This is a genomic window from Streptomyces echinoruber, assembly GCF_014651135.1.
GTDB classification, from domain to species: Bacteria; Actinomycetota; Actinomycetes; order Streptomycetales; family Streptomycetaceae; genus Streptomyces; species Streptomyces echinoruber.
In genome coordinates this window covers 189,810-215,178 of sequence record NZ_BMWH01000001.1, presented here as the reverse complement: position 1 = coordinate 215,178, position 25,369 = coordinate 189,810, and the positions used below count along the sequence as shown (strand labels likewise).

Here is a 25,369-nt window from a genome sequence, read left to right as displayed (position 1 = left end):
GCTTTTCGCGGGCACGCGAGCGACCCTGCCGCGGAGTGGGCACGCCCCTCTTCCTGCGCCGAACGGGGCGGTCCGCAGAGCGGCGCATAGGGTAATCGCCAAGAAACTCCCCACGTGAGGAGCGTGTGTGAGCGAGCAGTACAAACCCCCTTCCGGCACCGCCGCCTACCCGGAGTTCCGGCTGCGCCTGCCCAACGGCGGGCCCGAGGCGCGGGGGCGGCTGCTGGCGGAGAAGGGCACCAACGGGAGCCAGAAGTTCGTGGTCCTGGCGGGCTCCCCGGGCCGTTCGGAGGTGGTGCCGTCGTTCCCGGTCCGGATGCCGTCGTCGTACCGGCTGCGCCGGCGTCTGATCGAGGAAGGCGTCCTGGTTCCCTCGGCCCGCTGGCCCGGATGGCTGGAGACGACCCGGGACGTCGAGTGCAACTCGCCCTCCGCGGCCGCCGAGATCCTGGTCGGCCGCAGCGCCAACGGATGGACGGAGTGGAAGTCGGCCGACGGCCATCCGCTCTCCGACTACCTCGACCAGGTGTGGTGGGGTCCCAACCGCGCCTGGCTGGTGCGCGGTTCCCACGTCTCCGGTCTCGACCTCGTGCAGCGGCTGTGGCTGCCGCAGGGCCTGGTGACCCTCGCGGCGCGGCACCTGCGGCAGGGGATCGGGCAGGGCGTCAGCAAGGACCGGCTGCGCGCCGCCGTCGAGGAGGACTACGGGTCCACGGCGACGTACAGCCAGAAGGTGCAACTGGTGGAGGAGGTGCACGCGTTCCTGTCGCGGATGCGGCCCGGCGACACGATGTGCACCATCTCCGGCGGAAAGCTCTACGTCGGCACGATCGCCGGTGCCGCGCAGCAGGTCGACTCCGAGGACGGGCGGTCCAACCTGCGCCGGCCGGTGGAGTGGTCCGACCGGGGGCATCCGTACGAGGACCTGCCGGAGGAGCTCCAGCAGCGGCTCTCCGCGCAGCACGACGTGGTGGACCTCACCGCGGTGAAGGACCTCATCGACGGCCTGGGCATCAGTGATGAGGACCTGATCGAGGAGGCCGAGGCCGCCGACCGCGATCCCAGCGTCGAACTTCCCGCCCTCACCGCCCGCCGGGAGCTGGAGCTGCCCGAACCGACGGACGAGTTGGCCGCTGAACTGCTCGTCCACGACATCGCCTGGCTGCGCGAACTGCGCGACCTGCTCTGGGACGAACGGCAGCTGGTGCTGTACGGCCCGCCGGGCACCGGGAAGACGTATCTCGCCCTGAAGCTCGCCGAGTTCCTCGGGGGCGGGCCCGAGCAGGTCAAGCTGGTGCAGTTCCACCCCTCCTACTCCTACGAGGACTTCTTCGAGGGGTTCCGGCCGCAGGAGGACCCCGAGACCCGCGAGGTCGCCTTCCGCCTGACCGCGGGCCCGCTGCGCGAACTCGCCGACCTGGCCTCCCGCGAGGGCAACCGGCACATCCCGCACTTCCTGATCATCGACGAGATCAACCGGGCCAACCTGGCGAAGGTGTTCGGTGAGCTGTACTTCCTGCTGGAGTACCGCAACAAGTCGGTGCGGCTGACCTACTCCGGCGACGACTTCGCGCTCCCGCCCAACCTGTTCGTGATCGGCACCATGAACACCGCGGACCGTTCCATCGCGCTGGTCGACGCGGCGATGCGCCGCCGCTTCGCCTTCGTCGAGCTCTCGCCGCGCACCGAGCCCACGGCCGGCCTGCTGCGCCGCTGGCTGGCGAGGGAGGGAAAGGACGCCGAGCCCGCCGACCTGCTCGACGCGCTCAACTCCCGCATCGACGACCCCGACTTCCGCATCGGGCCGTCGTACCTGATGAAGAAGGGGGTCTACCGGGAGGGCGGACTGGAGCGGACGTGGCGGACGAAGATCCTGCCGCTGCTGGAGGAGCACCACTACGGAGAGGGCGTGGACGTCGAGAAGCGGTACGGGCTGGCCGCGCTGCGGGAGTCGCTCGGGTGACGTGCGTCGTCGAACTCGTCGAGCACGGGCCCGCGGTGAGCGTTCCGCTGCCGGACGCGGTGGGGCGGGCGCTGGCCGCGGGGCGGATCGTGGACGCCGCGCCGGACCCGTACGTGCCGGGGCGCTGGTCGCTGCGGGCGGGCAGCACGGTGGGCGCGGTCACGTTCGCCGTGCCCGGGCAGGACGAGACGGTCACCGTGCGCATCACTCCGAAGGTGCCCGTCGCGCGTCTGTTCTTCCTCGTCGGCTACAGCCTCGATCCCGCCGGCGGCCGGCGGGACGGCGAGGTGGGGGTGGCCGGGCACCGGGACCTGCTGCCCGCGTTCGCCCATGCCGTGGAGCGGCAGATCGACCGGGCGTTGCGGCAGGGCCTGCTGCAGGGCTACCGGGCGACGGAGGAGACCGCGCCGGTGGTGCGCGGCCGGATCCGCGAGGCGGAGCAGATACGGCGGCGGTTCGGCGCGACGCTGCCGGTGGAGGTGGCGTACGACGAGTTCACCACCGACATCGCCGAGAACCGCATCCTGCGCACGGCCGTGGAGCGTCTGCTGCGCCTGCCCGGCGTTCCGCGCGACGTGCGGCGCCGGCTGCTGCACCAGCGGGCCCGGCTGGCCGACGTCACCCCCGTCGGGCGCGGTCAGGAGCTGCCCGGGTGGCGGCCGACCCGGCTGAACTCCCGCTACCACCACGCCCTGCGCCTGGCCCATGCCGTCCTGGAGAACTCCTCCGCCGAGCACGCGCCGGGCGGGCTGCGCGTCGACGGGTTCCTGTTCGACATGAACCGGCTCTTCGAGGACTTCGTGACCGTCGCCCTGCGCGAGGTCTTCGGCGACTCGGCGTACACCGCGCGCCTGCAGGACCCGCACCACCTCGACGAGGCCGCGGCGATCCGCATGAGGCCCGACTTCGTGCTGTACGGGCCGGACGGCCGGCCCTGCGCGGTGGTGGACGCCAAGTACAAGGCGGAGAAGCGCGGCGGCTTCCCGGACGGCGACCTGTACCAGATGCTGGCGTACTGCACGGCCCTCGGCCTGCGCGAGGGGCATCTCGTCTACGCCAAGGGCAACGCCCCGCACACGGCGCACCGGGTGCGTCACGCGGGCGTCGTGCTGCACCAGCACGCGCTCGACCTCGACCAGGAACCGGCCGGGCTGCTCGCGGACGTCGCCGCGGTCGCCCGGCGGCTGGTCCTTCCGGACGTCGGCTACGGGTAAGCGGCCGGTCCACCGCGCGTATGATCAACCGACGAAGGTCCGACCAGGGGTGGGGGATCCGGCTCGTGCCGCAGCTCGCGTTCGCCAGCAGCTTCTGGGAGAGCTACGACCTCCTGGAGAAGCCCGTCAAGGCGGGCGTGCGCAAGGCGATGCAGAAGTTCCAGCAGCTGACCGTTCCGGAGCTGCAGGCGGACAAAGGGCTGCACCTGGAGTCCGTGGAGAACGCGCGCGACCCGCGCATGCGGACCATCCGCATCAACGACTTCTGGCGCGGAGTCGTCCTGGCCCCGGACGACGGCACGGACGTCTTCCTGCTCGTCAACGTCGTTCCGCACGACGAGGCGTACACCTGGGCGGCCAAGCGGCTGTACACGACGAACGCGGCCACCCGCGGCCTGGAGGTCCGCAACGTGGTCGCGCTCGAGCAGCTGACCCCGGCGCTGGAGAAGGCGGCCGCCGCGGCCGACTCACTGCTGTTCGCAAAGTTCTCCGATCACGTGCTGCGGGAACTCGGCATCGACGAGCAGGTGCTGCGCGCGGCGCGCACCATCGTGGACAAGGCGCAGCTGCAGGCCTTCGAGAAGCTGCTGCCGGAGGACCAGTTCGAGGTCCTGTACTTCCTCGCCGACGACTTCAGCCCCGAGGAGGTGTACCGGGACGTCGTCGCGGTGCGCCGCCCCGCCGACGCGGGCCCGGACCCGGACGAGAGCCTGGCGGTCGCCATCGCCAACACCACCGGCCGCATCAAGCTGGTCACCGACCGCGACGAGCTGGACGAGATCCTCGGCAAGCCGTTCGCTGCCTGGCGGATCTTCCTGCACCCCTCGCAGCGGCGGGTCGCCTACCGGGCGTCGTACAGCGGCCCGGTCCAGGTCACCGGCGGTCCGGGCACGGGCAAGACGGTCGCCGCCCTGCACCGGGTCAAGCACCTGCTGTCCCGCTCCCCGGACAGCCGCGTCCTGCTCACCACCTACACCAACGCGCTGGCCGCCTCCCTGCGGGAGAACCTCGCCCTGCTCCTCGACCACGACGCCGCCCTCCTCGACCGCGTGGAGGTGACCACCGTCAACGCCTACGCGCACGGCGTGGTCGGCCGCCTCGACGGGCACATCCCCTCCCCCATCGGCGACCGGGAGGAGCGCCGCCTGTGGCAGCGGGTCGCCAAGAAGCTGGGGCTGCCGTGGACGGAGCAGTTCCTGGCGCAGGAGTACCGGCATGTCATCCTCGCCCAGGACCTGCGCACGCTGGAGGCCTACCTGGCCGCCTCGCGGCGCGGCCGCGGCAGCGCGCTGTCCGCGGCACGCCGCCAACAGCTGTGGCCCGCAGTCGAGTTGTTCGAGTCGATGCTGCGCGAGCAGAAGGCGACCACGCACCTGAAGGTGTGCGCGCGGGCGGCCGAACTGCTGGCCGCCTCCGGGCCCACGCACGACCATGTCGTGGTGGACGAGGCGCAGGACCTGCACCCCGCGCAGTGGCGGGTGCTGCGCGCCGCAGTGGCGCCCGGCAGGGACGACCTGTTCATCACGGGCGATCCGCACCAGCGGATCTACGACGCCAGGGTCTCCCTCGGCGCGCTCGGCATCCCGGTGACGGGGCGCACGCACCGGCTGCGGCTCAACTACCGCAGCACGGAGGAGACCCTGACCTGGTCCACGGGCGTCATGAGCCCGGTGACCGTGGACGACCTCGGTGGCGACGGCAGCGACACGCTGGTCGGCTACCGCTCGCTGCTGCACGGGCGACGGCCGCACGTGGCCGGATACGGTTCGGAGCAGGAGGAGGTCGCGGCCCTCGTCGAACGGGTCCGGGAGTGGATCGGGCAGGGCATCCGGCCGGCGGAGATCGGTGTGTGCGCCCGCTTCAACGTGCTGCTGGACAAGATCTACGACAAGCTCGACGCGGCCGGGGTGCCGGTGGTGCGGGTGCGCGACCAGCCGGCGGCGGACGTGGAGGGCGTCCGGCTCGCCACCATGCACGCCATGAAGGGCCTGGAGTTCCGGTGCGTGGCCGTACTGGGCGTGACGGCGGGCGCGGTGCCGTTCGCCCGTGAGGTGACCCCGGCGGAAGTGGACGCGCTGCAGCACGAGTCGGACCTGCTGCGGGAGCGGTGCCTGTTGTTCGTGGCCTGCACCCGTGCGCGGGAGGAGCTCTCCGTGTCGTGGAGCGGGAAGGCCAGCCCGTTCCTGCCGGGTCAGGCGTGATGGCCGGCCCGCCGCGGGAAGCGGCGGGCCGGCCATCACGGGAAGCGCTGCGCCGCCGTGCGCCGTCCGTCACGGGAAGCGGTGCGCCGCCGTGCGCCGTCCGTCACGGGAAGCGGTGCGCCGTCACTCCCGGGGTTCGAGCGCGCCGTTGGTGAGTCCGTCCCGGGCCAGTGCGGCCGTCTGCCGGCTCAGTTCCGCCACCCTGCGCGCCCGCTCCTCGAACTCGTGCAGCGCGCGGAAGGCCGCGCCGTAGCGGCGTTGCGTGGTGATGTCCATCTGCGGGACGCGCGCTCCCCTGCCGTCCAGGCGGAAGCTGCCGCTGGCGCTGGTGGAGCGGCGGGTGTTGGCGGCGCTGCGCAGGAAGCCCTGCAGGAAGTCGGTGTCGAGCTGGTCGCTGGTCGAGACCGGTTCGGGGTCGGCGTACTCGACGAGTCCGGCGCGGGCCAGATCGGCGACGCTGACGCTCGGGGCGTCCAGCGCGCCCGGTCCCTCGCCCGCGGTGAGCGCCGGCAGCAGGTCGGCCATGTGCCGCAGGTGTTCCGCGAGTTCGCGTTGCAGGGCTCCGTATTCGGCCGCGTAGTCGCGGTGGGACTCCTCGACGTGGCGGCCCGGGGTGAGGTCCACGGTGTCGTCGAGCAGGTCGACCGGGGCGACCTGCGCGGTCTGGTCCGGCCGCGGGTCGAGCGGGCCGTCCGGATCGTTCGCCGTCAGGTCGACCATGTGCACCGCGGTGGCCGCGTCGTCGGGTGACTGCGGGCGGCGCAGGTGCCACAGGTGCACCGGGAGGGCGTGGGAGGCCGCCGTGCCGGGGGGCAGGGCGGTCACCTGGGTGAGGATGCCCCTGCGCACGAGTTCGGCGCGGATGCGGCGGCCCGCCTTCCGGTAGGCGACCGAAGGCGGCATGACCATGACGACACGGCCGCCGGGGGCCGTGTGGGCGTAGGCGTGCTGGAGCCAGGCCAGTTCTCCCTCGGCACGGGACGGGGTGCCGAGCTCCCAGCGCGGGTCCAGGAGCAGTTCCTCCCGGCCCCAGTCGTTGTCGGCGGTGGGCGGATCGCAGACGACCAGATCGGCCTTGACCTCCGGCCACCGGTCGGCCCGCAGCGAGTCCCCCGTCGTGATGCGGACCTCGGTCCGTCCCGAGAGGTCGGCCCGCAGTTGTGCCAGCCGGGCGCTGCGCGCGTCGACCTCCTGCCCGTACCGCCGGGGCCCCTCGGCGGGGCCGACGGCGAGCAGGAGGGTGCCGATGCCGCAGGCCGGGTCGAAGAGGACCGCGTCGGGCGGGACCTCGCCGGCGTGGTGGAGCACGGCGCGCACCACGCGGGGTGAGGTGATCAGGTCCGAGCCGGCCCGCCGGACGGAGTCGGTGAAGCGTTCGGCGAGGCCGTTGACCACCTCGCCGGGGGAACCGTCCTCCGCCATCCGGCGGGCCAGCCGGACCGCCTCCGCGGGAAGCCCGGCCGGTGTCTCCGCGTCGGGTTCGGCCAGCGCCTGGGCGATGTCGGCGAGCGCGCCGAGCATGTCGTCGCGGTAGACGCCGCGCAGCGCCTGCCAGAGCTGGACCTCCTCCGCGATGTCCTGTCCCTTGCGTTGCTTGTCCAGCCAGGCGCGGACCTCGGCGAGGTCGAACAGCGGACTGTTCGCCCCGCCGCCGGCGGGTGCCGGAAAGTCGTCGTACCGCCGCCTCCAGTTGGAGACCGCAGCGCGGGTGACGCCGGCGATCCGGGCGATCTCGGAGCCGGTCACCAGGGGGCGGGCGGGCTGAGCGGCGGTTTCTGCCATGTCTGCCACCGTACACAGCGCCGTGCGCGCCTTCAACGAAGCATGGCGTTGACGACGCCAACACGACGCTAAGTAGTCGCACGATGTACAAAAATGGATGATCAGCGCTTCTGCTCCACCCTCACCCAGTCCACCTCCGCCCGTACGCCTCCGCCGGCGATCTTGTCGACGCTGGACTGGGGCAGGCCCCAGTAGGGGCTGGTGACCTGGTTCCAGCCGGCCGGGTAGGCGCCGCCGAGGGCCAGGTTGAGGATGACGTACTGGTGGTGGCCGAAGACCCACTGCCCGCGCGTCGATTCGAGCTTGTCGCGGGTCGTCTCCTGGACGAGGCGGTCGTCGACGGAGAAGCGGAAGGCGGTCGGGGTCCACTCGACGGCGTAGGTGTGCCACTGGCCGGCGGTGCCGCCGGCGGGGTAGGTCTGGCGGGCGCCGATGTTGCCGTCGGCGGAGTAGCCGGGGCCGTGCAGGGAGGTGCTGGTCCAGTCGGGGTAGCCGATGTTCTCCATGATGTCGGTCTCGCCGGAGGCGGGCCAGGACACGGACGGGTCGTCGACGTCGCTGCCCAGCAGCCAGAAGGCCGGCCAGAAGCCGTCGCCGACCGGCAGCCGCATGCGGGCGCTGACCCTGCCGTAGGTGAAGTCGAAGTGGGTGTGGGTGTCGACGCGGCCGGAGGTGAAGTCGTAGGTGCCGCCGCCCGCCCTGGTGCAGCCCTTGCAGTACGTGGCCTGGAGGATCAGGTTGCCGTTCTCGGTGCGGACGGTGTCGGTGGAGTCGACGTAGGCCTGGGACTCGCCGTTGACCGGGCCCATGTCGGTGCCGGTGCGCACCACCCGCCACTTGGAGCGGTCCAGGGCCGGGCCCGTGAAGTCGTCGAAGAAGGTCGTCCGGTAGGTGCCCGCCTGGTCGCCGGGCAGGGCCGGGTAGGCCGCCGCCGCGCTGCCGCCGGTGCCCCAGACCTGGAACTCGTAGAGGGAGTAGCCGAACTGGGCGGTGGCGGGGGCGGGGTTGTAGAAGGAGCGGCGCTCCTTGCCGAGCATGCGCACGTAGCGGCCGGTCGCCGGGGAGGAGAGCTTGACGGTGTCGTGCCGGCCGGCCGCCTCCGAGGGGGACTTGACGTCGGCGCGGCGGGCGGCGACCTCGGCGGCGGTGGGCTGGTACACCGTGCGCCAGGTGCGGTTGTCGTCGGAGACCTGGAGCTGGTAGTCGACGGCGTAGGCCGCCTCCCAGTACAGGTCCACGGTGTCGATCGTGGACGTCGCGCCCAGGTCCACCGAGATCCAGCGGTCCGCGTTCCAGTCGCTGGACCAGCGGGAGACGTCGCCCTTCAGGTCGGCGGGCCGGCCGCCGTCGGTGACGAACGCCGGGGAGACGCCCGCGTGCTGGTAGTAGTTCGTGTACGCCGGGTGGTGGAGGGCCAGGTTGGTGCGGGTCGTCGACGCGGGCGCCGGTTCGCCGCCGTAGACGCGGAAGGAGTAGAGGGAGTAGCCGTAGGGGGTGGCGCGTTCCAGGCCACGCAGGCGGACGTAGCGGCCCGTGACCTCCTGCGGGTACGTGTGCGCGGTGAGGGCGCCTCCGGTGCCGGCGGTCTCCGTGTAGAAGGGGGTCCAGTCGGTGCCGTTGCGGGAGGCCTCCAGGACGTACCTCTTGCCGTAGGCCGCCTCCCAGTCCAGGACGACACGGTCGATGCGGATCGTGGTGCCCAGGTCGACGCGGATCCAGGCGTCGTCGGCGAAGTCGCTGGACCAGCGGGTGGTGGGGTTGCCGTCGAAGGCGTTGCCGGGGGCGGTGCCGGCGCTCTCGCTGCCGGAGGCGGTGACGGCGGCCTGGTTCGCGGCGTAGGCGGCCGCGGCGCGGTCGGTGTCCCAGGCGGCGGCCGCGGCGGTGGGCGCCTGGGCGGGGGCCGCGGTCGCCGGGGCTGCGGTCGCCGGGGCCGCGGTCGCCGGGGCGGCGAAGAGGGGGCCCGCGGGCAGCAGGGCCAGGGCCGCGAGGGCCGTCAGCAGGGTGCGGGGGGTACGGGAGGCGCGGGCAGCGCGTGGGGTGCGAGGGGTGCGAGGGGTGCGGGATGAGGATGGCATGCGGCTCTCCTTGGGGAGGGTGAGGGTGCCAGTGCCGTGCGGTGGTACGAGGTGCGGTGGTGCGGGGTGCGGTGGTACGCCGTGGGGTGGCACACCTTGGCGAAAGTCATGGACATGTCATTCCTGGGGGTGGTGCGGCGGGCCCGGGCTCCCGCTCCCGCGCCCGCCGCACGCGCCCCCACCTCGGGCCTCGGCCGGTCTCGAGCCGCGGCCGGTCCGGGCCGCAGCCCGCCTCGGGCCGCGGCCCGGTCTCAGGCCGCCTGTCGCCCCCGCCCCCGGTGCGCGCGGATGATGTCCGCGTACCGGTGTCCGGAGCCCTTGATGGTGCGGACCTGGGTGCGGTAATCGACGTGGACCAGGCCGAAGCGCTTGTCGTAGCCGTACGCCCACTCGAAGTTGTCCAGCAGCGACCAGGCGAAGTAGCCGGCGAGCGGGGCGCCCTTGCGGGCGGCGGAGGCGCAGGCGGCGAGGTGGGCGACGAGGTAGTCGCGGCGTTCGGGGTCGTCGACGGTGCCGTCGGGGCGTACCACGTCGGGGAAGGCGGAGCCGTTCTCGGTGACGTAGAGGCGGCGGGCGCCGTACTCGTGGGTGAGGCGCAGCAGCAGCGTCTCGATGCCGCTCGCGTCGATCTCCCAGTCCATGCCGGTGCGGGGGGCGCCGAGGCGGCGCACGGTGCGGGCGTGGGGGACGGGGCCGGCGGGGTCGTCGGCGACGGTGGCCGGGAAGTAGTAGTTCAGGCCGAGCCAGTCCAGCGGCTGTGCGATGGTCTCCAAGTCGCCCGGCCGCTCGGGGAGTTCTACGCCGTAGACCTCGCGCATGTCGGCGGGGAAGCCGCGGCCGTGCACCGGGTCGAGCCACCAGCGGTTGGTGTGGCCGTCCATCCGGCGGGCGGCGGCGGCGTCCTCGGGGCGGTCGGTGGCGGGATGGACGGTGGAGAGGTTGTTGACGATGCCGACCTGGGCGCCGGGGGCCTCGGCGCGGACGGCCTGGGCGGCCAGGCCGTGGCCGAGGAGGAGGTGGTAGGAGGCGCGCACCGCGGCCGTCAGGTCGGTCAGGCCGGGGGCCATCAGGCCCTCCAGGTGGCCGATCCAGGCCGAGCACAGGGGTTCGTTGAGGGTGGCCCAGTGGGTGACCCGGTCGCCGAGGCGGGCGGCGACGGCGGCGGCGTACGCGGCGAAGTGCTCGGCGGTGGCGCGCTCGGGCCAGCCGCCGCGGTCCTGCAGCACCTGCGGCAGGTCCCAGTGGTAGAGCGTGACGGACGGGGTGATGCCGGCCTCCAGCAGTCCGTCGATCAACTGGTCGTAGAAGTCAAGGCCCTTGGGGTTGACCGGGCCGTCGCCGCCGGGTACGACGCGCGGCCAGGCCACGGACAGGCGGTAGGCGTTGGTGCCCAACTGCCGCATCAGGTCGATGTCCTGGCGCCAGCGATGGTAGTGGTCGCAGGCGACGTCGCCGTGGTCACCGTTGTCGGTCTTGCCGGGGGTGTGCGAGAAGGTGTCCCAGATGGACGGGGAGCGGCCGTCCTCGGCGACGGCTCCCTCGATCTGGTACGCCGAGGTGGCCGTGCCCCACAGGAAGTCGTGCGGGAGGGCGGCGAGATCGATGGCGTCGGACACGTAAGTCCCTTCAAAGACGGACGGGTTGGTCACTTCACCGCCCCGGCGGTGAGCCCGGTGACGAGATAGCGCTGCAGCAGCAGGAAGCCGGCGACCACGGGAACGCTGACCACGAGGGAGGCGGCCATGATCTGGTTCCAGTAGACGTCGTAGAGGGTGGAGTAGCCCTGCAGGCCCACGGCGAGGGTGCGGGTGGTGTCGTTGGTCATCACCGACGCGAACAGCACCTCGCCCCAGGCGGTCATGAAAGCGTAGACGGCGACGGCGACGATGCCGGGCACGGCGGCCGGCACGACGATCCGCAGCAGCGCGCCGAGCGGACCGCAGCCGTCCACCAGTGCCGCCTCGTCCAGGTCGCGCGGCACCGAGTCGAAGTAGCCGATCAGCATCCAGATCGAGAACGGCAGGGAGAAGGTCAGGTACGTCAGGATCAGGCCGCCGCGGGAGCCGAACAGGGCGATGCCGGTGGCGTTGCCGATGTTGACGTAGAGCAGGAACAGCGGCAGCAGGAAGAGGATGCCGGGGAACATCTGCGTCGACAGCACGGTGACCGTGAAGACGCGCTTGCCGCGGAAGTCGTGGCGGCTGACCGCGTAGGCCGCGAAGACCGCCACGGCGACCGAGCACAGCGTCGCGCTGACCGACACGATCAGCGAGTTGACGAAGTACTTCGCCAGCGGCACCGTCGACCAGATGTCGATGTAGGGGCGGACCGTCAGGCCGCTGGGCAGCCAGCGGAACGAGCCGGAGACGTCCGCGAGCGGCTTCAGGGAGCTGGAGACCATGACGTACACCGGCAGCAGGACGAAGCCGGTGAGCAGGGTGAGCAGGACGCGGCGCGTCCACAGGAAGGAGCGCGGCGCGGCCATCGGGGACCTAGGCATCGGCGGCCCTCCGTCCGCGTGAGGTGAGCGCGAGGTAGACGCCGGTGACGACCAGCAGGAACAGCAGCAGCAGGACGGACATGGCCGAGCCGGTGCCGAAGTTCCAGGTGACGAACGACGCCTGGTAGATGTGGACCGAGATGAGGTCGGCGGCCTCGGGCGCGGCCTTGCCGAACATCACGTACGGCGTGTTGAAGTCGTTGAAGGTCCACAGGAACAGCACCAGGACCAGCACCTGGTTGACGCTGCGCAGCGACGGCAGGGTGATGCGGCGGATCTGCTGCCACACCCCGGCGCCGTCCAGGGCGGCCGCCTCGTACAGCTCGCGCGGGATGGTCTGCAGGCCGGCCATGACGATGAGGAAGGCGAACGGCCAGCCCTTCCACACCGACACCACCAGCAGCGCCACGAAGCTGTTGTCGCCGATGAGCCAGAACGACGGTTTGCCGGTGAGGTGGAGCTGGTCGTGCAGGACGTGGTTCACCAGGCCGTTGTCGTGCTGGAACATGAACACCCAGGTGATGACGGCCGCGTAGACCGGCAGCGCGTACGGCACCAGGAACAGTGCGCGCAGCAGGCCGCGGCCGCGGAAGGCGTCCTGCATGCAGATCGCCGCGGCCGTGCCGATCAGCCAGCACAGGCCGACCGACAGCACGGTGAAGCCGCAGGTGACGAGGAAGGAGTGGAGCAGGGCGCGGCCGACGGGGGCGTCGAAGTCCACCGACACGCGGTAGTTGCCGATGCCGGACCAGGGGGCGGCGCCCCAGTCGCGCAGGTAGAACTGGGTGAGTTCCTTGAAGCTCATGGTGATGCCGATGACCATCGGCACCAGGTGGACCAGGAGTTCCAGGGCGAGGGCGGGCAGGAGCAGCAGGTAGGGCAGCGAGCCGCGGCGCAGCCGGCCGGTGCGGCGGGGGCCGGGCGCCGCCGCACCGGGGGAGCTGTGGGAGACCGCGGACTTGCCGGTTTCCACGGTGGTCGTCATCGGCGTCACTTCGCCGGCATCTGCTGCTGGGCCTTCTGGAGCCTGGCCTTCACCGAGGCGGTGGTCACCGCGCGGCCGGCGGCGGCGTCGGCGAACAGCTCCTTGACGGCGGTGCCGACGGCCGTCTCGAACTGCGACTCGTCCACGACCTGCGGCAGCGCGGCGGCGCTCCTGGCGAGGGTGTCCCTCAGCACGGCGGTGGCCGGGGCGGCGAACGCCGGGTCGGACTGGGCGGAGGTGACCGGCGGGATGGAGCTGTAGGCCTTGTTGAGGATCTTCTGCTCGGCGTCGCCGGTCATGAACTTCACGAACCTGGTGGCGCCGTCGAGGTTGTGGGTGTTCTTGAACACCGCGATGTTGATGCCGGCGGCCATGGAGTTGACCTGGGTGCCGGTGCCGGGGCTGCCGGACTGCACGGGCACGGGGGCGACGCCGTAGTCGGACTCCTTCATGCCCTGGGACTTGAGGTTGGCGGCGGCGGACTGCCACAGCAGCATCGCGGTGCGGCCCTTGGCGAAGTCGCTCACCGACTGGTTCTGCGCGTACTCGGCGTTGCCGGGCGGGACGACCTTGTCCTTGGCCATCAGGTCGACGTACTGCTTCACCGCGGCGACCGCGCCGTCGTTGGTGAAGTCGGGCCTGCCGTCGGGGGTGAAGAAGTCGGCGCCGTGCTGTTTGGCGAGGACGAAGACGTGGTGGATGTTCTCCGAGGGGTTGGAGCCCTCGGCGCCCAGCGCCTGCTTGCCCCGCTGCCGGATCTTCCTGCCGTCGGCCACCAACTCGGCCCAGGTGGCGGGGGGTCGCGTGAGGCCGGCGTCGGCGAAGATCTTCTTGTTGTAGTAGAGGGCGTACGCCATCGAGTACAGCGGCACCGCGGCCGGGTCCTTGCCGGGCGCGCCGGTGGAGGCCAGCGCGGAGGCGGCGAAGCGGTCCTTGCCGCCGATCCTCGCGAAGTTCTTCGCGTCCCACGGCAGCAGCGCGCCGGTGGCCTGCAGGGAGGCGCTCCAGGTGTTGCCGATGTTCAGCACGTCCGGGCCCTGCCCGGAGGTGGCGGCGGTCAGGATCCGGTTGAGCAGGTCGGACCAGGGAACCACCTCCAGCTTGACCTTGATGCCGGTCTGCCGCTGGAACTTCTCCAGCTCCGGCTGCAGGACCTGCTTGTCGACGGCGATGCTCGCGCCCTGGTTGGAGGCCCAGTACGTGAGGGTCTTCGGGGAGGCGTCCGATCCGCCGCCCGTGGAAGTGCCGCCGCCGCAGGCCGAGACGGCGAGGGCGAGTGACAGGGTGGCGGCGCCGACGGCCGCGGCTCGCGTGCTGCGCATGGCTCTGGTGTCCCTTCCGGGAGTCGGGAACCCGGGGACCGGACGGCTTGCACCGCGCGCCCCGTTCGGCGGACGAACTCCCTCACGACTTAATTCAGGCCGTGAGTTAAGACCCAACCGGCTTGGCCGTCAAGGACTTTCACAGCGTTTGTCGAACTCTGCGCGCACCCCTTGACGCATCCGTTTACACGGATGAAGCATTCCCCGGCGAGAGAGCGCTCCCTGACCACCCCACCGTTCACTTCCCGAACCAGGAGAGCCGCCATGGTTCCCGACTCCCCACACCCCTCCGAGTCCTCGCACCCCTCCGAGTCCTCGCACCCCTCCGAGTCCTCGCACCTCTTCGACTCCCCACACCCCTCCGGCCGTTCACGCGCCGCGCTCGGCCGCAGAGCCGTCCTCGGCGCCGCCACCGGTGCGGCCGCTGCCGCCGCCGTCGCCCTCACCCCCGGCACGTCCGCCGCCGCGGCCCCCGCGCGGGCCTCCTCCCCGGCCCCCGCGCGGGCCGCCGCACCGGGCACCCGCCGCCGACCGCGCCCCCTGGCCGGCGGCGGCGACCTCGGCCCCAACGTCCTGGTCTTCGACCCGGCCACCCCGAACATCCAGGCCAAGCTGGACGAGGTGTTCCGGCAGCAGGAGTCGGCGCAGTTCGGCACCGGCCGCTGGGCCCTGCTGTTCAAGCCCGGCACCTACCGGGGCCTCAACGCCCAGATCGGCTTCTACACCTCCATCGCCGGCCTCGGCCTCTCCCCCGACGACACCACCCTCCACGGGGACGTCACGGTCGACGCCGGCTGGTTCAACGGCAACGCCACGCAGAACTTCTGGCGTTCGGCGGAGAACCTCGCCCTGTACCCCGCGAACGGCACCAACCGCTGGGCCGTCGCCCAGGCCGCCCCGTTCCGCCGCATGCACGTGCACGGCGGCCTCGACCTCGCGCCCAGCGGCTACGGTTGGGCCAGCGGCGGCTACATCGCCGACAGCCGCATCGACGGCCAGGTCGGCCCGTACTCCCAGCAGCAGTGGTACACCCGCGACAGCGCGATCGGCGGCTGGCTCAACGGCGTGTGGAACATGGTGTTCTCCGGCGTCGAGGGAGCACCCGCGCAGAGCTTCCCCAACCCGCCGTACACCACGCTCGGCACCACCCCCGTCTCCCGCGAGAAGCCGTTCCTGTACGTCAACGGCAGCGAGTTCCGCGTCTTTTTGCCCGAGAAGCGCACCAACGCCCGCGGCGTGACCTGGGGCAGCGGCACCCCGCGCGGCACGTCGCTGCCGCTCACGCAGTTCTACGTCGTCCGGCCCGGAGTGAGCGCGGCGACCCTCAACCAGGCGCTCGCGCAGGGCCTGCACCTGCTGCTCACGCCGGGCATCTACCACCTCGACCAGCCGATCCGGATCGACCGGCCCAACACCGTCGTCCTCGGCCTGGGCTACGCCACCCTGGTCCCGGACAACGGCGTGACGGCCGTGCAGGTCGCCGACGTCGACGGCGTACGGCTGGCCGGGTTCCTCGTCGACGCCGGACCGGTCAACTCCGCGACCCTGCTGGAGATCGGCCCGCCCGGCGCGGCCAAGGACCACTCCGCCAACCCCACCACCGTCCAGGACGTGTTCGTCCGCATCGGCGGCGCGGGCGCCGGCCGGGCCACCACCAGCATGGTGATCAACAGCCGCCACACCCTCGTCGACCACACCTGGGTGTGGCGCGCCGACCACGGCACGGGCGTCGGCTGGGAGACCAACCGCGCCGACTACGGCATCGTCGTCAACGGCGACGACGTGCTCGCCACCGGCCTGTTCGTGGAGCACTTCAACAAGTACGACGTGCAGTGGTACGGCCAGCGCGGCCGCACCATCTTCTTCCAGAACGAGAAGGCGTACGACGCGCCCGACCAGGCCGCCGTGCAGGACGGCCCGGTCCGCGGCTACGCCGCCTACAAGGTCGGCGACAACGTCACCAGCCACGAGGGCTGGGGCCTGGGCAGCTACTGCTACTACAACGTCGCCCCGACCATCGTGCAGGACCACGGCTTCGCCGCCCCGGTCCGGCCGGGCGTGCGCTTCCACGACCTGCTGGTGGTGTCGCTGGGCGGCAACGGCCAGTACGCGCACGTCATCAACGACACGGGCGCGCCGACCTCGGGCACGTCGACGACGCCGTCGACGGTGGTGTCGTATCCCTGAGCGGTCCGGGCGGCCGGTTCCGGTGGCCGGTTCGGGCTGCCGGTTTCGGTGATCGGCTCAGGCGGCCGGTCCAGGCGACCGGTTCCGGTGACCGGTCCGGACGGTCGGTCCCGGTGATCGGCTCAGGCGGCCGGTCCAGGCGACCGGTTCCGGTGACCGGTCCGGGCGGCCGGGAGGCGCCGGCCCCTCCGCCGTGGGAGGGGCCGGCGTCCCCGGCCCGGGCACCGCGGTAGCGCGTCCGCCGCCGCGCTACCGCGCCCGCCGTCACCGGGCCGGTGCGGTGGCGGCCGGAGCCGGGGCGTAGCCCGCCGGGCGGGCCGTGAACGTGCCGCGGCCCCGGGTGCGGCCGCGCAACCGGGTCGCGTAGCCGAAGAGTTCGGCGAGCGGGACGGTGGCCGTGACCACCGCCGTCCCGCCGTGCGTCTCCTGGCCGGTGACGCGGGCGCGGCGGGCGGCGAGATCGCCGAGGACACCGCCCACGGCGTCCTCGGGGACGGTCACCGTGACCTCCGCGACCGGTTCGAGCAGGGCCATGGCGCAGCCGCGCAGGGCCTGACGCAGCCCGAGCCGGCCGGCGGTGCGGAACGCGAGCTCGGAGGAGTCCTTCGGATGGGTCGCCCCGTCCGTCAGGGTGACGCGCAGACCGGTCACCGGATGCCCGCCGAGCGGACCGTCGGCCAGGGCGTCCCGGCAGCCGGCCTCCACGGCCCGCACGTACTCCTGCGGCACCCGGCCGCCGGTCACCGTCGAGCGGAACGCGAAGCCGGTGGTGCCCGCCCCACCCTCCAGCGGCTCGACGTCCAGCACCACGTGGGCGAACTGCCCCGCCCCGCCGTCCTGTTTGACGTGCCGGTACACGGCGCCGGTCACGCCGCGCACGACGGTCTCGCGGTGGGCCACCCGGGGCCGGCCCACGGCGAGGTCCAGGCCGCGGGTGCGGCGCAGCTTCTCCACCGCGACCTCCAGGTGCAGTTCGCCCATGCCGGACAGCACCGTCTGCCCGGTCTCCGGGTCGGTGCGCACCGTCAGCGAGGGGTCCTCCTCGGCGAGTTGCGCGAGCAGCGGCGCCAGGCGGTCGGCGTCGCCGGGACGGCGCGCGCCGACGGCGACGGAGACCACCGGTTCGGCGGTGACGGGCGGTTCCAGGACCAGCGGCGCGTCCGGCGCGCACAGGGTCGTACCGGCGCGGGCGGACTTCAGGCCAGTCACGGCGACGATGTCCCCGGCCACCGCCCGCTCCAACGGCGTGTGCCGGTCCGCCCGCACGCGCAGGACGCGCCCGACGCGCTCGGCGGTGCGCGTGACCGCGTCCCACACGGCCTCTCCCTTCCCGATCGTTCCCGAGTACACCCGCAGGTACGTCAGCCGCCCGGTCGCGGTGGCGGTCACCTTGAACGCCAGAGCCGCGAACGGCGCCCGCGGGTCCGCGGCCCGCTCCTGCCGGCCGCCCTCCCAAGTGCCGCGGACCGGCGGCACGTCCAGCGGGGAGGGCAGGTAGGCGGTGACGGCGTCCAGCAGCGGTTCGATGCCGCGGTCGCGGTAGGCGGAGCCGCACAGCACCACCACACCGTCGCCGCCGCGGGTCAAGTCCCGCAGGGCGGCGGTGAGTCCGGCCGCGCCGAGCGTGCCGGTGGCGCAGTACTCCTCCAGGGCGGCCGGGTGCCGTTCGGCCACCGCCTCCGCCAGCAGCCCGCGCCGCCGCAGCGCCTCCTGCCGCAGCTCGTCCGGAACCGGCCGCTCCACGACCGGGCCGCCGCCGTCCGCCCACACCAGCGCCCGCATCCGCACCAGGTCCACGACGCCGGTGAAGCCGGCCTCGCGGCCGATCGGCAACTGCACCACGAGCGGCACCGGATGCAGCCGCTCGCGGATCGACGCGACCGCCGTGTCGAGGTCGGCGCCCGCGCGGTCCATCTTGTTGACGAACGCGATCCGCGGCACCCCGTGCCGGTCCGCCTGCCGCCACACCGACTCGCTCTGCGGTTCCACGCCCGCCACCGCGTCGAACACCGCGACCGCGCCGTCCAGTACGCGCAGGGAACGCTCCACCTCGTCGGCGAAGTCGACGTGGCCCGGCGTGTCGATGAGGTTGATCCGGTGCCCGTCCCACGCGCAGCTCACGGCCGCCGCGAAGATCGTGATGCCGCGGTCCCGCTCCTGCGGGTCGAAGTCGGTGACGGTGGTGCCGTCGTGCACCTCGCCGCGCCGGTGCGTGGCACCGGTCAGGTACAGGATCCGCTCGGTGACGGTGGTCTTGCCCGCGTCGACGTGGGCGAGGATGCCCAGGTTGCGGACGGCGGCGAGGGAGGGAAGGTCGTTGCGCACGGCCCATGGCCTTTCGGTCGGTCTCCAGTGGGACTGCGCGATTCACCGCGGCGGGACGGACCCGGTGCGCTCTGCGCCGGCGGCGACCGGCCGGCCGGCGCCCGGCGCCGGTACGGCGAGGAGCCGGGAAGCAGAGGAAAGCCGGGAAGCAGAGGAAAGCCGGGAAGCAGAGGAAACAGAAGGAGGCGAAAGGGGTCCGTCGCACGTCACGGATTCCGGTGCCGGCCGCGCAGCGGGCACCGGGGCGACGAGGACACCAGGATCACCTCGGAACGGGAACGGGGAACGGCGACGGCGGTGCGGTCACCCACGGCGCGGCTCCCCTCGGTGTCGTCGTTCGTCGTTCGTCGTCTTGCGACTTCGCCGTCCTCTTCCGGGGCGGCGTGGCGAGTGTAGGGAGGAGCGGGAGGCGGGGGCATCCGGTTTTCCGTGCGCCGCTGTATCCGGTTTTCCGTCCGCCGCTGTATCCGGTCCCCTGCCCGGCGTGCCGGCCGGTCCTCCTCCTGCCGCCCGGCCGGTCCCCTGCCCGGCGCGCCGACCTGCGTCCGGTGCGGTGCGTGGCGGCCGGGTGACGCACCGCGGTGAGACGCGGGCCACCCGACAAGCCGCCTTATCCGGTGCGAGAGCGGGTAAACGCAGCACCGGAAGAGCAGTAACCCCCTGTGACATCTGCAACAGTTCAAGGCATACCTCATGGCCATCCCGCTTAGGCAGCAGGCGTCGGATGGGCCGGACCGGGACAGGCGTGTCGCGCTGCGCTGGAACGCCACGTGGGACAGCGGCACGGTGACCGCCGCCGAAGCACGCGCGGCAGTCGGCGACTTCCTCGCTCGTGTCCGCGCCTCCACCCGCGTTCCCGTACCCGACCACGTCGCGCAGGACGCGCACCTGGTGGTCAGCGAACTCGTCGCGAACGTCGTGCGGCACGCGCCCGGCCCCTGCGGGCTCGGCCTGGAGTTGCCGGCCGCCGGCGACCGGCTGCGCATCTCCGTCTGGGACACCTCCCCGGCGCCGCCGCGGCCGCGGCCGCCGGACGGCAGGCGGGTGGGCGGCCACGGCCTGGAGATCGTCCAGGCGATCAGCCGTACGGTGACGGTCGCCCCCTGGGGGCGGGGCAAGCGGATCACAGCCGAACTGGCACTGCCGGCGGACGGCACGCCGCACCCAGGCGGTGCCTGATTGGCGACCGGCTGATCCCGGCGGAAGCTGATCCCGGTAGAGGCCGGCCGCGGAAGCCGCTCCCCGCGCACATCGCGGGCGTCCCCCGCCACCGGCGGTCTACCGTGCGGCCATGACTGTCCTGAGCTACGACCGCTGCTGTGCGGAAATCGTCACGCAGACCGATCTGTTGAGGTCGCGGGTCAAGGGTGCGGACCTGACGGCCCCCGTGCCCACCTGCCCCGGCTGGAATCTCAGCCAGTTGCTGCGGCACGTCGGCGGTACGCACCGCTGGGGGGAGACGGTCGTACGGACCCGGGCGGCGAAGCCCGTACCGGACGACCTGGTCAACGACGTCGCCGGGTACGCCGACGAGCGGCCCGACGTGCTGGACGCCTGGCTCGCCGAGGGCGCGGCACGGCTGACGGACGCGTTGCGCGCCGCCGGGCCCGAGGCGCGGGTGTGGACGCCGGGCCCGGGAGGCACCGCGGTGTTCTGGGCCCGGCGCATGCTGCACGAGGCCGTCGTCCACCGGGCCGACGCGACCTGGGCGGTCGGGGAGGAGTTCACCGTCGAGGAGGACGTGGCCCTCGACGCCGTCGACGAGTGGATGGGGTTCGGCTCCGCGCCGGAGCTCGTCGAGCCCCGGCCCGGAGTGCCCCCGCTGCTCGGCCCCGGCCGTACGCTGCACTTCCACGCGACCGGTACCGCGCCCGGGGCCGCGGCGGAGTGGCTGGTCGACCTGACCGGCGACGCCGTCGTCTGGCGCCGCGCGCACGAGAAGGCCGCGGTCGCCGTGCGTGCCTCGCCGACCGACCTCGTTCTGCTGCTGTACCGGCGGCGGGCCGTCGGCGACGAGGGCATCGAGGTCCACGGCGACGCGCACCTGCTCGATCTCTGGCTGGAACGGTCCGGTTTCTGGCTCCGCGAGTGACCGGCGTACGGGGTACTACCGGCCCACGGGGTGCCACAGTCCTGCGGGGCGCTACAGCAGGTCGGCCAGGCGGTCCACCTGGTCCGGGTCGAGGCCGTGGCAGTAGCACACGACCTCGTCGGCCCCGAGGTCGCCGAACGCGGTGAGCGCGGAGCGGATCGCGGCCGGAGTGGTGAGCAGGCCGGCCGTCATCCGGTCGGCCATGCCGGTGAAGGCGTAGTAGGCGTGCATGCGGGCACGGGCGTCGTCGATCACGTCGTCCGGTCCGAGGGCGACGTTCACCTGGGCGACGATGCGGGGCTCGCCGGGACGCCCGTACTCCCGCCAGTGGCGCCTCACGGTGGCGAACAGGTCCTGCGCCCAGGAGGGCGGCGCCGCCGCGAGGAAGCCGTCGCCCCAGCGGGCGGCGCGGCGCAGCGCGGGCGGGCGGAAGCCGCCGAAGAGGATCTCCGGTCCGCCGGGGCGGGCGGGCGCGGGCCCGACGGGGCCGACGTCGTCGCCGTAGGGCTCGCCCGCCCACAGGCGGCGCAGCAGCGGCAGTTGCCGGTCCAGGCGCCGGCCGCGGGTGTGCAGGTCGGTGCCGGTGGCGCGGTGGTCGTCGGCGCGGCCGCCGACGCCCAGGCCGAGCACCAGCCGGCCGCCGGTCATCCGGTCCAGGGTGGCGGCCTGCTTGGCCAGCAGGGCGGTGTCGCGCAGCGGCGCGAGCAGCACCTCCGTCTGGACGCGGACGCGGGAGGTGGCACCCGCCAGGACGGCGAGGGCCACGAGCGGCTCGGGGTTGTCGTACACGACCCGGTCGAGCAGGCCGATGGTGCGGAAGGGACCGGCCTCGGCGCGGCGGGCCCAGGTGAGCAGGGCCGCCGGGTCGCCGGTGGGCAGGCCGACACCGACGTGCACGGTGCGTGCGGCAGGGGCGGAGTGCACGGAGAACACCTCCGGTGGAAGGAACGGCAAGGACGGTTGCCGCCCCTCCGCCGCCCCGCCCGAGCGGGGTGGGACGCTCCCGCGCTGCGGCGTCCTTCGGGAGAGCGTCTCGTCGGAGTGCTGCCCACGGTAGGGCGGCCGGCATCCGGCGGGCAACCGCGTTTCCGGTCCCGCGGAGTCCGTACGGATGCGGCGGCGACCGCGGCGCCGGGGTGCTCAGCCCCGCGAGCCCGCCGCGTCCGCCGGGTAGGTCGGCAGGACCGTGTCCAGGCCGGTCATCGACAGCATCCGCTGCAGCCGGCCGGGTACGACGGCCAGGCCGAGGGCGCCGCCCGCCTGGCGGGCGTGGTGCCAGATGCCGATGAGGGCGCTGAGGCCGGTGGAGTCACAGAAGCGCACCTTGGACATATCCATGACGACGTCCCGGTGGCCGGCCTCGATGAGGTCGATGACGCCGGCGCGCAGGCCGGGCGCCGTGGTCAGGTCGACGTCGCCGGCGACACGGACGACGGTGCGGTCCCCGTCGCGGGCGTGTTCCACGGTCAGGTCGAAGTCATCGGTCACGGCGGTCGTGCTCCTCGCCGTCGTCGGTTTCTCGTGCGGCGGTGGTCGGGGCGGCGGCCTCCGTTCCGTGAGGCGCCGCTCCCGGCAAGGGTACGGAAAGGGCCAGCAGCGCGACGTCGTCGCGGGGCCCCTCGGGCAGGGAGTGCAGCAGGCCGACGGTGTCCCGGACGAGCTCCGCGGCACCGACCGGGGCTGCGCGCCCGGCGAGGAAGGCGGCCAGGCCCTCCTCGCCCAGCAGGGTGCCCGGCCCGGTGGCGGCCTCGGTGAGGCCGTCGCTGTAGAGCAGCAGCCCGTCGCCGGGCCGCAGCCGGAAGGCGGTGGCGGCGAACCGCGCCTCGGGCAGCGCGCCGATGAGCATGCCGCCCTCGGGCCGTACGGCGTCGACGCGTACGCCGCCGTGGCCGCCGTCGGGCCGGAGGCGGTAGGCGGGCGGGTGCCCGCCGGAGGCCAGCGTGACGCTGAACGTGCCGTCCCCGTCAGGGGTGAGCAGGCCGAACAGGGCGGTGCAGTACCGGCGGCCGGCCCACACGTCGGCCAGCAGCGCGGTGTTGAGCATGCCCAGCACGGCCAGCGGGTCGGCGTCGTGGTGGGCCGCGGCGCGCAGCGTGTTGCGGGCCAGCGAGGTGACCGTGGCCGCCTGCACGCCCTTGCCGCACACGTCGCCGAGGAAGAACGCCCAGCGAGTGTCGTCGACGGGGAAGACGTCGTAGAAGTCGCCGCCGACGTCGTCCGCGGAGGCCGCGTGGTAGTGGCAGGCCAGCTCCAGGCCGGGGACGGCCGGCAGGGCGGGCGGCAGCAGGGTGCGCTGCAGGGTGGAGGCGAACGACGCCAGGGCGGCCCGGTCGCGCTCGGCCCGCTCCCGTGCGGCCTGCTCGCGCTCCCGCTCGGCCCGTTCCCGTTCCCGTGCGGCCCGCTCCCGCTCGGCGCGGCGCCGCTCCTGCTCGGCGTGCCGGCGTTCGGCCTCGCGGCGCTCCCGCTCGTCGCGCACCGTGCGGATCGCCGACAGCCGCAGCTCCAGCTCGTCCATGACGATGCCCGCGAGGTCGGTGAGGGTGGCCACGTCCTCCTCGGTGAGCACCCGCGGGCGGGTGTCGAGGATGTTGACGGTGCCCAGCCGGTACCCGTCGGAGGTGACGATGGGTGCGGCCGCGTAGAAGCGGACCCCCATCGGGCCGGTGACCAGCGGGTTGGTGCTGGCGAGCGGGTCGAGGAGGGTGTCGGGGATCACCAGGGCCTCGTCCCGCAGCACCGTGGAGGCGCACAGGCCCGGGCCCCGGCCGATCTGCGTGACGCCCTCCAGGCCGTGCACCGCCTTGAACCACACCCGGTCCACGTCGACGATCGCCACGGTCGCCACCGGCACGTCGAACAGCCGGGCCGCGAGCCCCGCGATCCGGTCGAAGGCGCCGTCCGGCGGAGTGTCGAGGATCTCGTAGCGGCGTACCGCGGCAAGCCTGCCGGACTCCACCTCCGGATCCGGGCCCGGGCCCGGGTACGGGGACGGGGACGGAGCCGAGGCGGCCCGCGCCGGTGCCGGGCCGTTCACCCTGCCGGACACCCCGTGGTGTGCTGACGCCTGCTGCGGCATGGACCTCCTCCCTCCACCCGGAAGCGTCCCGCTGCCCCTGGGCCGCCCCCAGGCTAGTCCACGCGTTCGACGGCGCCCGCCCCACCCTCGTCGAAATCGACAAATAAGCACAAATGCATGTGAATACTGCGAACGTACGTGAGCACTGCGGATGCAGGTGAACACCATGGATGCGGGTGAGCGCCACCGATGCGAGTGAGCACCGCGGGCGGACGCGAACGTCGGGGGCGCACCTGGGAACGCCTCGCCTGTGCCCGGACGCGCCTGTGCCGCGCCCGTCCTCTGGTGCCGGGCGCGGCACAGGCGGTGCGACGCCGGTCGACGGCGCGGCGCCGACGCCTCCCGGAGCGGTCCGGGACGCGTCGGCGCTAGGCCGCGTCGAGACGCCGCTCCCGGCTCCCGGCCTCCGGCCGGGCGGGGGCGCCTGCTCCGCCTCCGCGGATCAGACGCAGGTGGCGGCGGGCACGGGCATGGCGAGGAGAGCTCGCCCTAGGGGAGCTCGGCCCGCTGAACAGGCGGTCCTCGATGTGGTCCATGCCGAACAGCAGCAGTCCCGCCACCGGCAGCAGCAGGGATGCGATGAGCACGATCACTTCCTGCCTCCCTCGTGGCAGACGGCACATGCCGGGTGCCCTGCCGGCCACCCGCCGATCGGGCCGTTGGCGTGAAGATTCGGTGACCTTCACGTGCCCATGCGCCGCCGCGTACCGCCGGGGCGCATGCCACCGCAGTGCATACCGCCGAAGTGCGCACCGCCGAGGCGCACGCCACCGAAACGCGTGCCGCCCGTGCCACCGAAACGCGTGCCGTCCGGGCGCGCAGACCCCGGGGGCGACCGCGGCTCGAACCGGCCCGCTGGGAACCCGGTGCCCCGTCACCCTCGTCACCCTCGTCACCCCCGATGCCTGCGACCGCCTGGGACCCCGTCACTCCCCCCGCGCCGGCCGCAGTGAGCGCAGGGCCGGCTCCGTCAGTTCGGCCTCCACGCGTTCCCGGTCGGGCACGACGGCCGCGCGGAAGGAGCGGCCCGCCAGGAGCGACACGAGCCACCAGGCGGCGGTACCGGCGTCGATGTCGGTGCGCACGTCCCCGGCCGCCCGGCCGCGACACAGCAGGTCGGCGAGGATCCGCGCGACGTGCTGGTGGACCTGGCGCAGGGCTTCGCCGAGGTCCGGGGCGTGGGCGAGCGCGGTGGCGTCGGCGAAGAGGAAGCCGCGGAAACCCGGCCGGTGGAAACGACCGGACCGGGAACCGGGCGGCCCCGGTTCCGGCCGGGCCGGACGCGTTCGGCGAGGCGTCCGGCCTTCACCGCCGGGGCGGCACGGTACGGATCCCGGCACCGCGCAACTGGTCGCGGGCGACGGCCAGAGCCGTCTCCACCTCCCGGGTGCCGGTGGACACGCACAGGGTGTAGGCGACGTCCTCCATCCGCTGCCGCACCTGCGTGCTCTCCGACTCGGACGCGTGCAGCGCGGCGAGGGTCTCGTACTGCTCGACGAGATCCCTCAGCACCGCGGGATGGGCCATCAACATCGGGACTCCTCTTGCGCCGCCGCGCATCCGGGCGGACCGCGCGCCTCTCCCCGATTCTCCCTCCCCCGCCGGAGCAGTGCCACGCGGAGAGCCGGGCGGAGAATCGGGCGGAGA

At 73.3% G+C, this 25,369-nt stretch carries 19 protein-coding genes; 6 read left to right on the top strand and 13 right to left on the bottom strand.

All coding sequences use genetic code 11. From position 1 onward, the window contains the following. The first annotated feature begins 127 nt into the window (after positions 1 to 127). The 3 genes from IE225_RS00825 to IE225_RS00815 all read left to right on the top strand — a co-directional run bounded on the left by IE225_RS00825 (position 128) and on the right by IE225_RS00815 (position 5,378). Positions 128 to 1,963 (top strand): DUF4357 domain-containing protein, encoded by a 1,836-nt coding sequence (locus IE225_RS00825; RefSeq protein WP_190055294.1) that lies wholly within the window; start codon positions 128 to 130, stop codon positions 1,961 to 1,963. Next, complete coding sequence (locus IE225_RS00820) at positions 1,960 to 3,177, top strand: McrC family protein (RefSeq protein ID WP_190055293.1); 1,218 nt, start codon at positions 1,960 to 1,962, stop codon at positions 3,175 to 3,177. The genes IE225_RS00825 and IE225_RS00820 overlap by 4 nt, the downstream gene beginning before the upstream one ends. Before the next feature lie 65 nt (positions 3,178 to 3,242). Continuing rightward, a complete protein-coding gene (locus IE225_RS00815; protein ID WP_190055292.1) occupies positions 3,243 to 5,378 on the top strand; it encodes a UvrD-helicase domain-containing protein in 2,136 nt (711 codons plus the stop codon). Between the two features lie 123 nt (positions 5,379 to 5,501). Here the strand turns inward: IE225_RS00815 and IE225_RS00810 are convergent, their stop codons facing one another. The 6 genes from IE225_RS00810 to IE225_RS00785 all read right to left on the bottom strand — a co-directional run bounded on the left by IE225_RS00810 (position 5,502) and on the right by IE225_RS00785 (position 14,042). Next, positions 5,502 to 7,160: an N-6 DNA methylase gene (locus tag IE225_RS00810; protein WP_190055291.1), complete on the bottom strand. Its 1,659-nt coding sequence runs from the start codon at positions 7,158 to 7,160 to the stop codon at positions 5,502 to 5,504. 101 nt (positions 7,161 to 7,261) lie between these two features. Further along, positions 7,262 to 9,235 (bottom strand): discoidin domain-containing protein, encoded by a 1,974-nt coding sequence (locus IE225_RS00805; protein WP_190055290.1) that lies wholly within the window; start codon positions 9,233 to 9,235, stop codon positions 7,262 to 7,264. A gap of 251 nt (positions 9,236 to 9,486) precedes the next feature. Continuing rightward, positions 9,487 to 10,851 (bottom strand): GH1 family beta-glucosidase, encoded by a 1,365-nt coding sequence (locus IE225_RS00800; RefSeq protein ID WP_190055289.1) that lies wholly within the window; start codon positions 10,849 to 10,851, stop codon positions 9,487 to 9,489. A gap of 29 nt (positions 10,852 to 10,880) precedes the next feature. Next, positions 10,881 to 11,735 carry a carbohydrate ABC transporter permease gene (locus tag IE225_RS00795; protein ID WP_190055288.1) on the bottom strand — a complete coding sequence of 285 codons (855 nt, stop codon included), beginning with the start codon at positions 11,733 to 11,735 and terminating at the stop codon, positions 10,881 to 10,883. Further along, positions 11,728 to 12,720, bottom strand: coding sequence for a carbohydrate ABC transporter permease (locus IE225_RS00790; RefSeq protein WP_190055287.1), 993 nt, complete (start codon positions 12,718 to 12,720; stop codon positions 11,728 to 11,730). The genes IE225_RS00795 and IE225_RS00790 overlap by 8 nt, the downstream gene beginning before the upstream one ends. Before the next feature lie 5 nt (positions 12,721 to 12,725). Then, positions 12,726 to 14,042, bottom strand: coding sequence for an ABC transporter substrate-binding protein (locus tag IE225_RS00785; RefSeq protein ID WP_190055286.1), 1,317 nt, complete (start codon positions 14,040 to 14,042; stop codon positions 12,726 to 12,728). Positions 14,043 to 14,306: 264 nt separating this feature from the next. Here IE225_RS00785 and IE225_RS00780 point away from each other — a divergent pair, with 264 nt between their 5' ends. Further along, positions 14,307 to 16,229 carry a pectate lyase-like domain-containing protein gene (locus IE225_RS00780; protein ID WP_190055285.1) on the top strand — a complete coding sequence of 641 codons (1,923 nt, stop codon included), beginning with the start codon at positions 14,307 to 14,309 and terminating at the stop codon, positions 16,227 to 16,229. Between the two features lie 264 nt (positions 16,230 to 16,493). On the opposite strand, the gene fusA is transcribed toward IE225_RS00780, so the two are convergent. Further along, positions 16,494 to 18,554, bottom strand: a complete 2,061-nt coding sequence (gene fusA, locus IE225_RS00775) for an elongation factor G (protein ID WP_190055284.1) — start codon at positions 18,552 to 18,554, stop codon at positions 16,494 to 16,496. A gap of 693 nt (positions 18,555 to 19,247) precedes the next feature. On the opposite strand from fusA, the gene IE225_RS00770 reads away from it, so the two are divergent. Continuing rightward, complete coding sequence (locus IE225_RS00770) at positions 19,248 to 19,733, top strand: ATP-binding protein (protein ID WP_190055283.1); 486 nt, start codon at positions 19,248 to 19,250, stop codon at positions 19,731 to 19,733. Positions 19,734 to 19,845: 112 nt separating this feature from the next. Beyond that, a complete protein-coding gene (locus IE225_RS00765) occupies positions 19,846 to 20,646 on the top strand; it encodes a maleylpyruvate isomerase family mycothiol-dependent enzyme (protein ID WP_190055282.1) in 801 nt (266 codons plus the stop codon). Between the two features lie 51 nt (positions 20,647 to 20,697). On the opposite strand, the gene IE225_RS00760 is transcribed toward IE225_RS00765, so the two are convergent. From IE225_RS00760 to IE225_RS00735, 6 genes are all read right to left on the bottom strand, one after another. Continuing rightward, positions 20,698 to 21,543: an LLM class flavin-dependent oxidoreductase gene (locus tag IE225_RS00760; protein ID WP_190055668.1), complete on the bottom strand. Its 846-nt coding sequence runs from the start codon at positions 21,541 to 21,543 to the stop codon at positions 20,698 to 20,700. Between the two features lie 243 nt (positions 21,544 to 21,786). After that, positions 21,787 to 22,134, bottom strand: a complete 348-nt coding sequence (locus IE225_RS00755) for an STAS domain-containing protein (protein ID WP_229879106.1) — start codon at positions 22,132 to 22,134, stop codon at positions 21,787 to 21,789. Next, complete coding sequence (locus IE225_RS00750; protein WP_229879102.1) at positions 22,124 to 23,602, bottom strand: PP2C family protein-serine/threonine phosphatase; 1,479 nt, start codon at positions 23,600 to 23,602, stop codon at positions 22,124 to 22,126. Before IE225_RS00750 ends, IE225_RS00755 begins: the two co-directional genes overlap by 11 nt. Positions 23,603 to 24,090: 488 nt before the next feature. Further along, the gene (locus IE225_RS00745) at positions 24,091 to 24,309 is read right to left on the bottom strand and encodes a hypothetical protein (RefSeq protein WP_229879100.1); all 219 of its coding nucleotides are present in this window, start codon (positions 24,307 to 24,309) and stop codon (positions 24,091 to 24,093) included. Positions 24,310 to 24,648: 339 nt separating this feature from the next. Then, on the bottom strand, positions 24,649 to 25,062 hold the full coding sequence (locus IE225_RS00740) for an SbtR family transcriptional regulator (RefSeq protein ID WP_190055280.1): 414 nt from the start codon (positions 25,060 to 25,062) through the stop codon (positions 24,649 to 24,651). After that, positions 25,028 to 25,255 carry a DUF5133 domain-containing protein gene (locus IE225_RS00735; protein ID WP_190055279.1) on the bottom strand — a complete coding sequence of 76 codons (228 nt, stop codon included), beginning with the start codon at positions 25,253 to 25,255 and terminating at the stop codon, positions 25,028 to 25,030. Before IE225_RS00735 ends, IE225_RS00740 begins: the two co-directional genes overlap by 35 nt. Positions 25,256 to 25,369: the final 114 nt, after the last annotated feature.